We start from the raw sequence: 15,945 nt of genomic DNA on the forward strand, positions 1-15,945 counted from the left end.
GGGGAGGGCATCCGGATGGGCTATTGCGGGCAGACACACCGCGGGCAGGAACAAAGGCATACGATCTTGCGGGCATCGCGTACCGTGATTGTGCCGTCGCCGTCAATGTCGGCCGCCGGGAACACTTCGGCTGGCTGGTTGCGGTGAAAGTTGATCAGGGCGATGTCGTCGCGGTCGATTGTCCCGCTTGCATCCAGATCACCTGCGGGCGGCGTTGCGGCCGCGTCGATGGTGTAGAGCGTTGTGGTCCCGCTGATTTCATTGGCTGCGGCCAGCAGGTTCTGGCCGGTGGGGCTGTCGTCAGCAGAAATGAAGTGCAGTCCCTCCGGTCCGAGGTCGCCGGCCGTACCGGCCTCGGCATCGCCTGTGAAATTGCGGTTGTTGATGTATTGGACGAACAGTGGCGCCCCTGGATCGCTGACATCGTAAACCATGATGCCGCCGACCCGTTCCAGGCCTATAAAGGCATAGGTGCTGCCGTCGATGACGCCCACGGTGACCGCTTCCGGTTCAGGCCCCTTGGCATCGCTGCGGCTGTCGAAGGAGTCGTTTTCGTCGTTGGCAGCGTTGAAATCGTTGGGCAGCATGACTGCGGTGAGCCGTTCGATCTGACTGCCGCTGTCGAAAATCATGTCCAGCCCGTCAACCGAAGGCGTCAGGATGGAAAAGGAGCGCGTGCCAAAGGCATACAGCGCCTCGAATCCGGTTGCACCCGTATCACCCATGGTGGTGGTCACGGTCAACCGGCCCAGCACCTCGTCCGCCTGCAGCGTGGCGGCATCGGGAAAGGCCGCGTCATCCAGGGTCAGGTCCTTGACCCGTTCTTCTTCGGAATACTCATCGTAGTCCCTGGCATCGCCTTCGTTGGCCGTGATCAGATAATTTGCACCGTCGATTTCAAAGGCCTTGATGGCGTCGGGCTGATACATGCCGAAAAGATTGGCATAGGGCGTGATTTTGATCATATCGTCACGATCCGACACGTCCAGGGCATTTTCGTCCAGGCTGTGGTCCTTGAAGCCCAGGGGATAGATACCGGTGATCGTTGCGCTGGCGATATCCAAAACAGCAACGGCATTGTTCTCCTGGCAGGTGATCCAGGCCGTGGTGTTATCGCCGGATACGGCAATGTACTCAGGCTCCAGATCCTGGGCCACCGTGGCCCCGGGCCCGAAAATACGCACGCCGGCATCTTTCAAAATTGTTTCATCGTCATTGAATTCAGAAAAATCAGCTGTGGCCACCGCTGCCGAACCAACGCCGTTGCTGACATCAATAACGCTCACCGATCCTTCCGGATCGTTGTCGTATTCATCATTGGGCTCACCTTCATTGGCCACGAGCACGTTGCTGCCGTCGGGGGTGAAAATCAGCATGTCGGGCAGGGCGCCCACGGTCACCTGGTTGAGAAAGCCACCGTCAGTATCGAAAAAGACCACCTTGCCCGGATCCTGCTTGGGATCGGCCTGTACGGCAGCGGCCACGATGCCGTCTTTCACGGCCACGCTGTTGACACCGTCACCATAAGTGTCCAGGGAAATGTCGAAGAGCTTGACTGGATTTTCAGGATCGGCGGCATCCAGCACATCGATGGCGTTGGCATCGCCGTTGACTACGAAAAGACGCTGGGTGGCCGGATCGTAATCCACGATCTCGGCGGCGCCTTCGTCAAATGCACCGGTCGCGTAGGTACCGGCCACGTTCAGGTGGATCGGCCAGCCGAGATCAAGGAACGTGTTGGCATCCGCCGGCGGTAGGTCGGTCCACAGGCTATACAGGGATTGCCCCAGAAATTGAACGGTTGCATCTGAATCGGACAGCAACCCCTGGATGAATGCCAGGGTTGCCGCATCGGGAGTTTCGTCACCAATATAATGGGCGGCAAAGGCATCGGCTACGTAAGGCGCCAGAGCGGTGGTCTGGGCTTCGGGCAGACCGTACTGGTTCGTTAGCGTATACTGGGCGATGCCCAAAAGACCCTCGTAGAGAAAATTCTCGGCGTATTCCGGGAAGGAAACATCGCCGGTGTCGTAGTCGATTTTACTGATGTATTCGGTGTGGATGGCGGCACCGGTTTGTGTCACGGAGACAAAGCGAACCGGGCAGGGGTAGGTGACCAGCGACCCGGTCTCGATATCAAAGAGCGTGGGCAGGCCGTCATCCGTTGTGGTCTCGGTGATGTCGTTGGCGTGGTAGTGGCCGGTGAAAACCATTTGCAGACCGGCATTGGCCAGGGTGGCTGAAACCGTCTGCCAGTCGTCGATGACGTAGTCGGCAAAAGCGGTGCTCTGGCCGGTGTAGTGCTCGGTGATGCCGTGGTGCTCGATGGCAATCACCTGTTTGCCCATGGTTCTGGCTTCTGCCAGTTTCTCCAGTGCCCAGGTCAGGGTTTCCGGGCGGAAGGCCCCCCCGGTTTCCGGGGTGCCGTTGCTAAGATTGTCTTCATAGATGGCCACATCCAGGGCCAGCACCCACAGTCCTGGAACCGGTTCGGCCAGGTAGCTGAGCGAGGCCGGATCACGCTCGATGGCTTCACCATAACCGTATTCATTGTAAATGTCGGCAAACTCGATTGGTGTGACCGTGGGCACCGATGCAGTAGTGTCACCGTTAAATGATACGGCGTGGGGGTTATTGATATCGTGGTTACCCGGGCAGACCAGTACCTGGATGTCGCTGGCTTCCAGATCGGCCAGGTAGGCGGCGAACTTCTCATGGCTGGAACGTTCACCGTCTTTGGTCAAGTCCCCGGGGACCAGTACGATGTCGGGTTGTTTGGCTTTGATCATGTGAACGGCCGATGCTAAAATGGCCTCGCTTTGCACCAGCATCTTGCGGTCCTGGGCAAGGTACGCCTCAAAGGCCGCGCCTTGGGTCCCCAGATCGGTATCGTAAAAATGCGGATCGGCGATAACGGCGATTCTGGCCGTCTGAGCGGCCGCCGATCCAGCGGCTGAGACGGCGATCAGGAAAATCGCCGTCAGCAGTACGGATAATCTGATCCTGCACATGGTTTTATATTCCTCCATTTATTGGTTAGTGCGCCGGCGGACACCGATGATTCCCAGAAGACCGGGAAGCGCCATCCAGATCGCGCCGGGAATGGGGACGACGTTGATGTGGGTGCCGTTCACGGAAACGGGGATCGGATCACCGAAATCATCGGAGAGATCAAGATAGGAGATGCTGATGGCATCCAGGGCGGATTCGTCACCGGAAAAACTCAAGGTTGCCAGGGTGAAGGTATCCGGTTGGCTGCTCAAATCATCAAGGTAAGAAACCACCGCCAGGTTGACGGTACCCAGCGCATAGTCACCCCAACTCCAATCTTCGGCATCCGGAGAAATTGGATCCGGTCCTGTAAAACTGCCCAGTTCCTCGGTCAATGTATAGTCTGAAAAGGTCAGCAGGCTGGAATCATACGTGACGTCCAGATCAAAGCTCGCTAAATTAAAGTCGCCTAAATTGGATATGGTGATATCGACTGAATAACTATCCGCCATTGCAGGTGCGGTGGTGAAAACCGCGCTAACGATCAAAAGAGTGGCCATTACCGCTTTTTTAACTGAAAACATGCTACCATTCCTTTCTTCTAAAATAACCAACGGATTATTGTAGGTTGCCCGGCGGCCGGACATCCGGCCGCCGGGCAGGTTGACTGGTTTTTACATGCGCACGCCAACGGCTGATCTACATAAGGGCGATCAGTTTGCGCACATCCTTCATGGTGATGGTGCCATCACCGTCCAGGTCGCATGCCGGACAAACCGATGCATCCTGGCGCAGATGACTGCGGATGATGACCAGATCGTCACGATCCACATCTCCGTCTCCATCCAGGTCGCCATCCGCGGCATCGGGGATCACCGACAGATCCATCCATACCATGCGGTGATCGGAGCTGCCGTCGGCCTCGACCAGGTAGAACAGATCGTCGGTGCTGGTGGGCCAGAAGACCTGTCCCTGCCGTGGCTCCAAACCGTAGACGGATGGCAGGTTGTAGTCAGCGCGCATGCCCCAGGAGGCGGTGTCGTCGTCGTCGATGCCGTAGTCCACTGCCCCATCGCTTAAGGGCACGTAGGCGCTATTGATATTGGCGTTGGTCAGTAACTGCGTGATGGCGTTCTGGTAAGAATCACCCTCGTCCGGATCGGCATTCTGGTCGCCCAGGATGACGAAACGGGTATCGGCGCCAAGACCGCCGTAGGTGTTGGTGTCATCGTAGATGTAGCTGTCGCTGCCCGGGGTGACGTAATCGGCCCAGAAGCGGATTTCATCGTGGTTGCGTTTGCCGTTCCAGTCCACCAGGCTTTCGTCCTCATCCGCGTCCCCGTCGTCAAAGGTCGGCGGTGTCGGGTGGTTGCAGAGCAGATGTACCGTCTCGCCGCCAACGGTGACGGGGATATCCCAGTGGCTCTTGGAGCTGAGGCGGAAAATATCCTGCTCGTCGGTATCGTAGTAATCCGTGGGCATGACATTGTCCGGCATGTCCTTCCACAGGAACTTCTGAAAGGTGCGGATGTTCTCCGTGTCAATGGGCAGTTTGGAGAGCACAGCCATGCCGTACTGACCGCAGAAATCACCATAACCGTAGCAATCGTCCCCGCCGCTTTCGGTGCTGCCGTCGTTATTGAGGTCATAGCCGGTGGCAATACCGGTGTTGGATTCGGCGATGTAGTCATAGGGGAAACGGATCGGCGTGGCGCCGTTCTGGCTCACTTCCAGGTAGTTCTGCTTGAGCAGTTCCACGGCGCTGCCATCGGCCACATAGTCGAACTCGTTGAGCAGGATCACGTCCGGATCGACGCGCTGGATGATCTCGGCCACCTTCTGGATCTGCTCATCCGTACCCGATTGAAGATCGGTTACGATCTCGCCTTCACTGCTGCGGTTGAGATAGCAGTTGAACGTGGCCACACGCAGCGTGCCCATCTTCACCGGAACGCTGCAGACCGTGGCCTGTTCAATGGTGATCAGGTCGGTTTTTTCGCTGCACACCTCAACACCATCGGCGTCGGTCACGCAAAGCTCGACCGTGTAGGAGCCGGCCGCCGGATAGGTATAGACCGGGCTGGCTTCGGTGGCGCTTTCACCGTTACCGAAATCCCACACGTAGCTGTATGGTTCGGCACCACCGGCGCCATAGGCGGTAAAGGTGATGGGGTCGGTGGTGGTGGCGGTGGTCGGGCTGGCCGTGAAATCAACGGTCAGTCCGGTGACCGCCTTGCGCACCACCTGGACGTTGTCCACACCGATGCGGGCGCCGTCACCCGATCCCGTGCCAGTGGAGGTGTAGCGAAAGGCCACGTAGACCGTACCCGAGTAATCGCACAGGTCCAGGGTGCGGGTGGCCCAGCTGTCATCGATGTCGTCGTGGGCGATGGTATAACTGTCCCAGGTGAAGGCGGCATCCGTGGGATCGCTGCTGCCGTCGTAGTTGGTGGAGACCATGACCTGCAACGCCGGTCCGTCGTACCTGCGGTAGTGGTCGAAGACCAGCTCGGCACATTCGCCGGGCGCGAGAAGCATGGCCGGTGAGATCAACCAGTCGTCACTGGGGCCGTCGGCACCATAACCATTGGCGATGGCGCCCTTTTGGTCGGCACGCTCTTCAATGATCCAGTCGGCGCTGCTGGCCGAACTGTAACTGGTGAAGGTGGTATCGGAGATGAGGTCTTCGTTGAAGTCCTCAGCGGCATAGGAAACACGGCTGCCGCGCAGTTCAATGTTATCCACTTCCCAGACCCGGCCGTCGCCGCCGGCAGTGCCGGTGGAAATATAATGGAAAGCAACCCGGGCCGTGGTCGGCTGGATGACCACATCATCCACCCCCAGGCGGGCGCCGTCGCCGGACGCGGTACCGGTGGTGGTATAACGAAAGGCCACATAGGCCGTGGCATCGGTGTCGAACGTGTGGGTGACGGAGACGTATTTCCAGGCATCGGAAATATTGTCATGAGAGATGCTGTAACTTGTCCAGTTTGCCGCGGTGGGATCACCACTGCCGGCGTAGTCGCTGGAGACCATCACCTGCAGCTCGGGGCCGCCGTAGTTGCGATAGAGGTTGAAGGCGATTTCGATCTCGGCGCCGGCCCCCACTTCCATGGCCGGCGAGATCAGCCAATCGTCGCTGGGGCCATCCGCCCCATAACCGTTGGCCACGGCGCCGATTTTATCGGCGCGTTCTTCGATGACCCAGTCCGCACTGCTGGCTGCACTGAAAGGAACGAAGGCACCAAAGGTGGTATCATCGAAATCGACCGCAGCCAGATTGAAACTCAACTCGCCGGTGGTTTCAAAGGTGTAGCTGCCGGTGCTGGGCATGGCGGCACCCATGTCGATCCAGTGGGCATCGTTGGGATCGGTATGCACACTCGGGTCGTAGTTGTCGGAAACCAGCACTTCAATCTCGGGTCCATCATAGTTGTAGGCCAAATCGGCGGTCAAGTATTCGCCATTGTAAGCGTAAAGGTTGAGTTCAGGAGAAATCAACCAATCGTCACTCTCCATGTCGGCGCCGTAGCCGTTGATGCGGGCGAACCACTCACCGCTGCCCGTGGGGTACTCATAAGGCTCCCATTCGGCAGTGCTGGTGACGCTAACGGTTGAGAACTGACCGACGCTGCCCGTGTTGAAATCCTCACTGTAAATCAGCGGGGTGGACGCGGTGAGGGTCGTGACGGTCAACTCATCGCTGAAGTCAGACAGGCCGGCGGCATTGTAGGCGCGTACCTTGTAAGTGTACGCGGTGCCTTCGGAGAGCATGGTGTCACCGTAAGCAGCAGTATCAGCGGCCAGGCTCGGTTCAAGCATTTCCCAGGCACCGTCGGCTTCCTTGCGCCACAGCTCAACGCCCACTTCATCGTCGGCATTGTCCGTCCAGGTCAGATCGATGGTGGTGGTGGTCACGTCCCCTTGAGCCAGGGCTGTGGGGGCAGCCGGAGCGTCGCCATCCACATTGGATTCGATACCGATCAGTACCATATCGAAGCTGGTGTCCGAACTGGTGGGGCCGGACTGATGAACCTCCACGGCGATGGTGTTGTCGCCGGTCGTCAGCAGCGCCGGATCGATGTTGTAGGCGTAGTATGTGGTCTCGCTGCCGGCGTCATTGGCCGGGGTGGTGTAGGTGATCTCCCCGTCAGGCATGCTCGTACGAAAAGCTTCCGTACCGTTGATGTAGACCACGGCGCCGTCGTCGCGCAGGATCATGGCTTTGAGCTTGATCACCTGGGTGGCGTCGGCCACGGTGAAGTCTTTGCGGAAGTAGGCGGTGATGTGTTTGTTGTCCGCATCGTCGCCGTAGCTGATTTCGGTGACTTCGTCGCCGTCACCATAGCCCAGCTGGGCATCGCCGCTGTTCCAGCTATCATCGTCAAAGTCAGAAGCGGTCCAGGCCGTGCCCTGGTCGGATCCGTCGTCCAGATATTTCCAGTTTGCACCGGTTGCGACATACTCCACATTGTCCACGTCCGCGCCGGTGAACAGGTCGCCACTGGCGTTGAGGGTGATCACACTACCGGCCAGGGGTTTCCAGAGGATGGCGTCCAGGCCGGCGGGCATGGCGAACGCATCGGCATCCTGTTCCGCCTGGGTCAAATCGCTTACGCTGGACATGTCATAGCCCAGTGCAGGGCTGCCGGTTTCGTCGTATTCACCGAAGCGCACGGTACGAATGAAAAGGTTGTCCGCATTCGCCTGGATCAGCTTGAACTGCCAGAAGCTGTCCGAAGACAGGGTCCAGGGCTTGTCGTCGTCATTGGCCCGGTGGGGCGCCCCCCAGGAGCCTTCACCGATAAACATGGTGCCGTTAGCGTCGTCGCGCACGAAACTCTCAAAGGCGCCTGCATCTTCACTGGGAGCAACGGGAAAGGTGTACTTCACCATGTGAGAATCGCAGTCGATGACCAGGTCCATGCCGTTGTCGACCATGGTCTGGGCCCAAGCCTCGATGCGGCCCAGGCCTTCGGGCTTGCCGGCCTGATGAGGCCGCATGGGACGATGAAACTGACCGATCTTCCAGGTGAAATCCGGGTTGGCGGCCAAGTCCATGGCCAGCCAGTCGGCCTGTTCATTCCACTTGGTGTCATCCTGATCGGCAAAGGCCCCGTAGCCCACGCCCGGCTCCAGCTCGGAGTTGAGCGCATAAAGCCGCATCATGGTGCCGCCCACGGTGGCCGCATAGTAGGCGTCCGGATTGGGCATGTTGAAGATCAGCTCCACGAAATGGGTCATGTCGTTCTCGTGGTTGCCGTGGGCCGGAATGATTGGATACATGCGGTTGTCCGAACTGATGGTCAACTGCCAGTCGTCCAGCCACTCGCGCATCTCGTCGTTGGTGCAGTCGTCATGGTAGTCGCCGCCAAAGGCCACGAACAGCGGCCGCAGCTTGGACACCAGCTGGTTGCCCCACTGGCGCGGTTCCTGGTGGGTCCGCGAATCGCCGCCGGCAATGAAGGTGAAGGCTTCCGGTGTATTGGGTGATGTTTTGAACCAGTAGATAGTGCTGTCATCCTCGGAATCGCCGATGCTGAAATAGTAAGCGGTATTCGGTGTCAAATCGGTCAGTTCGACGAAGTAGCTGACCAGGGCCGAACCTTCCGGATGAAGGGTGTTGTCATAGGTTTGGGTGGTAATGTCGGTTGCTGTGGTAAAGGTGGTCAGGGCCGGATCGGTGCCATACTTGACGCCGGTTGGCGGCCCGCTGACCTGACACCAGCCGATGGTCATGGTTGTGGCCGGATCACCCGTCCACACCAGGCGGTATTTGTCGCTTGCGGCCTGGACCGAAATGGCAAAAAGGCCCACTAAAAACAGGGCCAGTGTTGCCGCCATCAGGGTCGTCAGGCGTTTATTCCATAAGTTGCCGTGCATGTAGCCTCCGTTGTCAATTGATTATTCGTCCTGTTGCCAGATACATTCCAGATGCAGTAGTAGAGAAAAAGGGCTCCGTGTTTTCAACTGCGGGACCGCGACACCACCACCTCCTTTCCAACTGTCAGAGAAATCAGATGCGTTTGCTATACATAATGGGGGAACATGATCCGGTCTCTCAATTTCTCCAGATTCAGCCGATGAATAAAAAAAGCCCGCAGGCGCAAAGGCAACTCGCGCATGAAGGCTTGCTGATCTTTGCAGAACGAGAAAGATCACATTCCCACGCTATGAAGCAGTGTTATCCAGGTTTTTACTCAGGGCCAATACAGTTGTGTGGCATGCTCTCGTACAGAAAATTACCTTTGCTTTGTCAGGGAACGATTGGAGAGATGTTAGAATTTTGTTAGCAATAAGGTGAGATTTTAATTGAGATGATTTAACAATATTCCTATTTTATATTTCTCAGTGCAGCAGTACCTTCAGGTCGTTTTTCGTATCAACAACAATCCATCCAGCAGCGACCGGATCATCCGGATAGTGCGTCGGCGGCCGGGGCGGCATCGTGGCATAGCGCCGGCCGGTCTGATCAGCCAGAAAGACGATGCGGCCGGTTCGGCCGAAGCCGGCCGGCAGCGCGGCCACGGCCCACTGGTGATTATAATCGATCGCCTGTTCTCCGGCTTGACCCGCACCGGTCCGGCTGCGGATGTCGACGAAATAGTATCCGTCAACGGCCGTCGTCGCCCCCATGGCCATGGCCAGACGGCGGGGGATCAGATCAAGGCGCACAGGCGTGCCCCGTGGATCGACCCATTGCCAGAGATGGGGTACGAATCGGGCATATTCTCCCCTGGGATGCCGGTCGCAAAAAGCGTGTTGAGCAGATTGAATGCGTTTGAGGTGTGCCAGTGCCCGGTTTTCATTGGAGGCTTTGACATCCCGCCCCATCGGGCGGTTTTGCAATAAGGCGCAGCCAGCATACCAGGCCCCGAAACCAAGCAAGCCAAGGGCGATGATGGTCACCAGTATCCCGGGAAGGGTTGCTGTCCGCTCATTTTTTCGACGCACACACGTCGTCGGAGCTGGCACCGACGACTCAGGCATGCCGGTTTTCCTGGGCATTCCAGGCGGCGACCCGCGGACAGGCTGGATCAGGGGCATCGATGCATCCGGTGACTGCCAGGGCCACGGCCCGGCAACCGCCCCGGCAAAGGTTCAAGTACTCACAACTGCGGCAGGGTTCCGGAGCGCGATGGGGCCAGGTGGTCAGATTGAGGAAACTCGGCTGGATGATGCTGGGGCTTTGGGCCAGCTCCATCACGGATCGGCCGATGGTCTCCAGGAAAGAGCAGCCGGCCACGTCACCGTTGCTGCGTACCCCCCATAAAACATTACCTGCCTCGCAACCATAGGTGCCCAGGGATTCCAGAACCTCCACCGGCGGGCGGTGGTGGCAGAACATGGGAATGAAGGAACAGTCGATCTTGGCGGTGACGTGCCAGCGCTCGGACAGCTCGGCCAGCAGCGGAGTTAGGGCGATATTCTGCTCGGCTGTGGTGGCAAGCTTGAGAAATGCGTCACGGTCTTTGGCCCGGCCGGCGGGTTTGTAGCGCAGAAATTCGATTTCGTTCAGTCCTCTTTCACGGGCATAGGTAAACAAGGCGGCAATCTGATCGAAGTTACGGTGTCCGACCACACAATTGATGCCGGTGGGGACACCGGCAGCCACCAACCGCATCACTGCCCGGTCGGCCAGCTTGAAATCATTTTGTCCGCGAAACACAGCATAGGCCTCACCCACACCGTCCATGGAGACATTGACCTGGCCGAAAACCCGCATACGCCTGGCTACGGTCTCCGTAATGCCTCGTCCGCTTACGGTCAGGTTGGGCACCAGGCCGACCTGACGGGCAAAATCGGCCAACTCGAAAAGATCCGGCCGCTCCAGGGCCTCGCCGCCGCCCAGGGCCACATGAAATACGCCCAGGTCGGCCAGGGCCTTAAAGGCCTTGCGCATGCCGGCCGTATCCAGTTCTTCTGCATCGGCGCTGCCCGCATCCATGTAACAATGGGGGCAACCGGCCGAACAGCGGTTGGTCAAGGCCATGTGAACTTCCACTGGTGCCGACAACCGGTTGATGCTGGCATCTTCGGTTTGCCATAGCGCAGAGGGACCCAGTCCCAGACTGCGCATGTAATCGCGGTCCACAAAGGCCAAAAAGGGTGGGGTCTCTCCCGCAATGATGCCGCCAAAATTCTCAAAGCGATGTTTCAATCGATGTTCTCCTTATTGGTGACGCGCCGGGCATTGGGCACGTGCTGTTCGAGCCAGTCGACCAGAAGCGGGTCACTGATGGAGGCCAGTTCGACCCCTGGATAGGCTCGCGGTTCGGTCAACAGGTAAGGTTCTGGTTCGCTGGCGCGAAAGGCCAGTTGAGCCGACAACCAGGCTGCGGGTGAATCATTGCGCCGATAAAACCGGCTAAGGTTATCACAGTGGGCGTAGAAAAACTGCGTGGCCAGGGCCAGGCCAAGGCAAAGCCCGCCTACACCGCCGATCCATTGGCGCAGGCGTTGCCGCCGCAGTCTTGCGGTAATTAAAGTCAGCAGGAAGGTTCCACCGACAGCTGTGAGTCCATAATACAGCAGCTTTTGGGCCACCGCTGACTCCGGTGACCCCAGGCGGGTATGCACATAGGTCGGTGTGGGATAGAATCCGTCACGGTTGACGAATTCTGAGGCCTGACCCTGCCTGTCGGGCCAGTGAAGCATGATTTGAAATCCGGCGATCCAGATCAGGGCTGCAACCATGCCGGCCCCTACATGACGCCAGCGCAACCAATGCCAGGGCCGAGACCACGCCATACCGATGGCTACGATCAACCAGAAGGCCGCCAGCACAGCCCAGGACGCCCGCTGGGCCAGGCAACGAATCCAGGCCTGGCGCGCCGTTTTGCGCAGTCGTTCGATGGGCTGTTGGAATCCAAAGGCCGGGCGATGGGTTAGGACCCGGCCAAACGCCCAGTCGGCACGAAAGGAATGCCCCAGCGCCAGATGGGTCAATCCCAGGGTATAGTCGATGTCTGCAGCCAGTTCGGGATGGTTGGCCATTTGTTCGAGCTGTTTGCGCTGACGCGCCATTTTTTTCAAAAAGGCCGGCTCCTCCCGGTGGCCCGGTTGCACGGCGGCCATGCGCAGACCGTTCAACTGGTGCTTGACGTGGGCCAGACGATGTTGGCGATCCTCGATTCGTGTGATGGCCCGCTGTGCGCTGATGCGTTGGGAGGCGGCGGGCGCTTTGCTCAGGAGTTGTTGCCATAGCTTCAAGGCGTGATGGTCGTCACCCACCAGATTCTCATAGAAACCAGCCAACTCAGCCAGGATGGGCAAGTGATCGGCGGTTTGCATTTCCCGATTTCGCATGGCTTTATCAAGTAACCGATGCGCCTCGTGAAAATTTCCATCCGCGATTTTCTCCCTGGCCAAGATCAATGGACCGGGGGTGGCCTTTGCAGGTTCAAATGGAGCGGCCGGCAAGCAAATCATGATAAGCAGATAAATTGTTATCTTTGCGTAACACATCAGTTGAGGATTTCGGCCACGGCATTATAAGTCAATTTGGAGGAAGGCAAGTTAGCTTTTGGTTAGGGGACTATCGGCGGTTATTTCTATTGATCGCGACCAGCCCAATCAAACCGGAACCCAAAAGCCAGGCTGTGGCAGGGACGGGAACGGCGTTAATTTCAGTCCCTGATACCTGGTAGGCGATTGGATTACCCAAGATGTCAGCATTCTCGAGCTCATTAATGTATATGCTTAATGAATTTACGGCATCTACCATAACTGGCACGGTCCCTGAGAGAAAGACGGAAAACAGTATGAGGGTAATAACAACAAGTATTCTCATCTATCACCTCCTGTGTAAATTGTTTTAAGGGAATTGATTTCAAGATGCTAGTCATTGCCAATGATTGTCAGACTGAAATCGGCAATATGCTATAGTGTTTAAGATAATGTTTTTGGCAAGGCCAGAGGGAGGAAACTGTATATTCAATACCGCGACGACCGATAACGCAGCCCAAAAACATTATCTTAAATGCTATATAAATCGGTTAGCGCAGTGCCCAATCATATTATGAACATCTGGTAACTATTCACTTTCGATGCTTTTCCCTTTTCTTCGGGTATGACCCGAGGTGGAAATGGCTGCTTCGTAAAAGGCTGCTTCATCATAGCCTGAAACCAGCGGTTTACAATTTACACAGTACTTGCGCGGCATCCCGCGACCGGTCCACAGCATGTAAACATTATGTAGAACATTACACTTCGGGCAAAGGCAGCGGACGAATGCCTTGCCATTTTTATACCGCCTTTCCTCCTCTTTCGGAGGGAAACTGAGTTTGGGTGCTTTTTCACGAACCGTGATCCCTATTCCTCCACCGTTGGAATACATTATTTGTTCTCCTTATTAGATGGAATTTTTGGTTTTTTATATCCTTTGATTTTTAATTACAGAACAAGGATTTAGATACCATTAGGAACCGGCTAGAATTATATCAGCTCGAAGAGAAGTTTGCTCTTTAGGCAACTGCCTGTTTTGTCGTGTTCACATTGCCAAACATTTCCCAGGTTTTGTCAAACGCCGCTTCAAAGGATCGGTTTTCCATGTATTGCCGCGCGGCCTGTCCCATGCGTCGGCGTTTGGCGTCATCTGTAATCAAGGTCTGCATGGCGGCGGTCAGGGACTCGACGCAATCCCCTTTTACTGCCAGTCCTGTGGTTTGAGCAATCATATTCTCTGCCGGTCCGCCCTGATCGGTAACAATGACCGGTAGCCCGGATGCCTGGGCCTCCAATACCACGTTGCCGAAGGTATCCGTTGTGCTGGGAAAAACAAAGATATCGCTGGAAGCATAGGCCTCAGCCAGCGCTTCGCCCTCCAGGCGTCCCGTAAAAAGACAGGGCAGATCAGCGGTCACCGTTTTCATTTCTTCAATATACGGGCCGTCACCCACAATGGTCAGCATGACTCTTGACGTGTGTTTAAGGAGCTGACGATAGGCATCCACCAGCAAATGCAGATTTTTTTCTTTGGACACCCGTCCCACATAAATAATCTTAATGATGTCTTCTTCAAGGTTCCATTGGGTAAAAAAGCCATTGCGTTTGGATGGATCAAAGCGTTTGGTATCAATCCCGCGAGGGTAAATTTTGATTTTCTCCGGATTGATTCCTTTGCTGATCAGTTCATCGCGTGTGCTTTGCGAAGGGGCATAAATGAGATCCATTTGGTCGTAGTACCAGAGAACGAACTTCCATGCCAATTCTTCCATGAACCCACTTCCGGTCAGGATTTGCACATACTGTGGGATTTCCGTGTGGTAGGTTCCGGAAATGGGGATTTTTAAAAATCGGGCAATGGCCAGTGCCGCCAGACCGATGGGACCGGGGGTAGCGGTATGGATATGATTGAACCCTTGGTTGTGGCAGTAATCGAGCATTTCCAGAATCGGGGGGTAGAAAATTTTCTGTTCTTCATATTCAGGAAGGTCGTAGGTGCCGATGGGCGCGAAATGGGCGACCCCTTTTTCAGAGGGCCGGTTTTGGTCATCGCAAGTGATCAATGTGTAACGACGGTTGGTGCTGATGGCCAATTCAACCTGTTGACGCAAGGTCAATGCGACACCGTTGATTTCGTAAAACGTGTCCGTAAAATGGGCCACATGGATGTTTTCTTTTTGTGCCGTTGCTTTCGCATCCTCCACGCGGCCAAAGCGTTGGGCAATCTGTCGGCCCAAGTCGCGTCCCATGGTGAACTGAGAAAAGGCAACGAAATACGGTGCCAGCAGGGTGTATAATCCGCCGGCGGACCCAATGGTGTGAAAGATGTTGAACACGTTGGCACCGGAAAGATGGTCCAGCAAATGATTGCCGAAATGGACCATGACGCGGTTGGAGAGCCGGTCAACGAATTCAAACCATTGCTCCTCACGTCCATTGAAGGATTTGCCGTCTCCGCGATTGGCCGCAACCAGATCCGGGTTTTCGTCAATGAGCTTTTGGGTTTCATGGCGCAACAAGGTTGCCAGTGAATCGGATAGGGGATGTTTGACGTGTTTTCGTTTCCGAGCGCTGATAAAAAAGTAAACCTTTGACAGCATACCCAGTTCAGGCGCGGGTTCAGGGCTAAGCGAATTGTCAAGGAAGCGGATCAAGGAATCCTTAGTGGCATAGCGACCTAAGTTAAACTTGCGGCGGAAAAACTGCCAGGCGATACCGTATAAATTGTGCGCCATGGTCTGGGGGGTGGGATCGATGGCGTGCACGCTGACGCGGCTGTTTTCCAGAGTCGCTAGCGAGGTTACCGGCTCTTGATGACCAATCAGTTCGGTATAGGTTCTGGCGATATTCAAGGCACTGTGGTCGTCCGATCCGCCGAACAGACGTTTTTGATGCGCATTTTCGCAACAGGGTGCCAAATCATATTGATCGGTCAGTCGCTGGATATCCCCAGGAGAAAGGCTGTTTACGATCGTCTTAAGCGTCTGGTTCTCACGTGCATTGCGCGCACCATTGAGCTCAAAATTTTGAAAGAGCAGGAGCAATCGTTCCAGGTGGTCGATTCTTAATCGGTCATTGACCGCGTATAGCGGATGGGCCACAATGTGAAAGATGTTCTCCTGCCTGAAATAACTGCTGAGCTCGTAGACATTTTTTCGCAGCTCTTGAATCGTTCGATGTTGGGCTTCATTGATGTCCAGGGCTAAAATGTGAAGTTTGCAGCCATCTTCCGGAAAATAGCTGGTGACCTCTTCACTGACAAACGTGTTGGGTAAATGGGCGATCTCCAGAGCACCGTCAATGCTGTTGTGGTCGGTGATGGTAACATGCGTCATGCCCCGGCGTTTGGTGATATCGTAGATCTGGAGTGGTTCGGTGAAACTTTCCGGGCATCCGATTTTTTTTAAGATCCACTGGGAAGGTCTCTTGGAGTGCTTGGAATGGACATGCAAATCAATCCGCATCTTTTCTTCCTTTCGATTACTTATCATTATATTAGGCTCTTAA

General features: G+C 56.1%; 9 protein-coding genes. All 9 read right to left on the bottom strand.

All coding sequences use genetic code 11. The annotated features are described in order from the left end of the window. Nucleotides 1–20: 20 nt before the first annotated feature. The 9 genes from Dvar_RS05950 to Dvar_RS05990 all read right to left on the bottom strand — a co-directional run bounded on the left by Dvar_RS05950 (nt 21) and on the right by Dvar_RS05990 (nt 15,902). The gene (locus Dvar_RS05950) at nt 21–3,011 is read right to left on the bottom strand and encodes a choice-of-anchor I family protein (RefSeq protein WP_419660786.1); all 2,991 of its coding nucleotides are present in this window, start codon (nt 3,009–3,011) and stop codon (nt 21–23) included. 18 nt (nt 3,012–3,029) lie between these two features. Further along, nucleotides 3,030–3,575: a hypothetical protein gene (locus tag Dvar_RS05955; RefSeq protein ID WP_419660787.1), complete on the bottom strand. Its 546-nt coding sequence runs from the start codon at nt 3,573–3,575 to the stop codon at nt 3,030–3,032. 115 nt (nt 3,576–3,690) lie between these two features. Continuing rightward, nucleotides 3,691–8,874 (bottom strand): choice-of-anchor J domain-containing protein, encoded by a 5,184-nt coding sequence (locus tag Dvar_RS05960; RefSeq protein WP_419660788.1) that lies wholly within the window; start codon nt 8,872–8,874, stop codon nt 3,691–3,693. A gap of 465 nt (nt 8,875–9,339) precedes the next feature. Continuing rightward, complete coding sequence (locus tag Dvar_RS05965) at nt 9,340–9,981, bottom strand: hypothetical protein (RefSeq protein ID WP_419660789.1); 642 nt, start codon at nt 9,979–9,981, stop codon at nt 9,340–9,342. Then, nucleotides 9,974–11,152 carry a radical SAM protein gene (locus Dvar_RS05970; RefSeq protein WP_419660790.1) on the bottom strand — a complete coding sequence of 393 codons (1,179 nt, stop codon included), beginning with the start codon at nt 11,150–11,152 and terminating at the stop codon, nt 9,974–9,976. Before Dvar_RS05970 ends, Dvar_RS05965 begins: the two co-directional genes overlap by 8 nt. Next, nucleotides 11,149–12,300: a hypothetical protein gene (locus tag Dvar_RS05975; RefSeq protein WP_419660791.1), complete on the bottom strand. Its 1,152-nt coding sequence runs from the start codon at nt 12,298–12,300 to the stop codon at nt 11,149–11,151. Before Dvar_RS05975 ends, Dvar_RS05970 begins: the two co-directional genes overlap by 4 nt. A gap of 229 nt (nt 12,301–12,529) precedes the next feature. Continuing rightward, entirely contained in the window at nt 12,530–12,784 is a 255-nt protein-coding gene (locus tag Dvar_RS05980; RefSeq protein WP_419660792.1) for a VPLPA-CTERM sorting domain-containing protein, read from the bottom strand. 243 nt (nt 12,785–13,027) lie between these two features. After that, a complete protein-coding gene (locus tag Dvar_RS05985; protein WP_419660793.1) occupies nt 13,028–13,330 on the bottom strand; it encodes a hypothetical protein in 303 nt (100 codons plus the stop codon). 127 nt (nt 13,331–13,457) lie between these two features. Then, a complete protein-coding gene (locus Dvar_RS05990) occupies nt 13,458–15,902 on the bottom strand; it encodes a glycosyltransferase (RefSeq protein WP_419660794.1) in 2,445 nt (814 codons plus the stop codon). Between the last annotated feature and the right edge of the window lie 43 nt (nt 15,903–15,945).

It is taken from the genome of Desulfosarcina variabilis str. Montpellier (assembly GCF_048565275.1).
Taxonomy (GTDB): Bacteria; Desulfobacterota; Desulfobacteria; order Desulfobacterales; family Desulfosarcinaceae; genus Desulfosarcina; species Desulfosarcina variabilis.

Excerpts from the sequence above, each read along its gene's own strand:
- Dvar_RS05975 (WP_419660791.1), bottom strand. The coding sequence starts at position 12,300 with ATGCGAAATCGGGAAATGCAAACCGCCGATCACTTGCCCATCCTGGCT.
- Dvar_RS05950 (WP_419660786.1), bottom strand. The coding sequence starts at position 3,011 with ATGTGCAGGATCAGATTATCCGTACTGCTGACGGCGATTTTCCTGATC.
- Dvar_RS05990 (WP_419660794.1), bottom strand. The coding sequence starts at position 15,902 with ATGCGGATTGATTTGCATGTCCATTCCAAGCACTCCAAGAGACCTTCC.
- Dvar_RS05960 (WP_419660788.1), bottom strand. The coding sequence starts at position 8,874 with ATGCACGGCAACTTATGGAATAAACGCCTGACGACCCTGATGGCGGCA.
- Dvar_RS05965 (WP_419660789.1), bottom strand. The coding sequence starts at position 9,981 with ATGCCTGAGTCGTCGGTGCCAGCTCCGACGACGTGTGTGCGTCGAAAA.
- Dvar_RS05955 (WP_419660787.1), bottom strand. The coding sequence starts at position 3,575 with ATGTTTTCAGTTAAAAAAGCGGTAATGGCCACTCTTTTGATCGTTAGC.
- Dvar_RS05980 (WP_419660792.1), bottom strand. The coding sequence starts at position 12,784 with ATGAGAATACTTGTTGTTATTACCCTCATACTGTTTTCCGTCTTTCTC.
- Dvar_RS05985 (WP_419660793.1), bottom strand. The coding sequence starts at position 13,330 with ATGTATTCCAACGGTGGAGGAATAGGGATCACGGTTCGTGAAAAAGCA.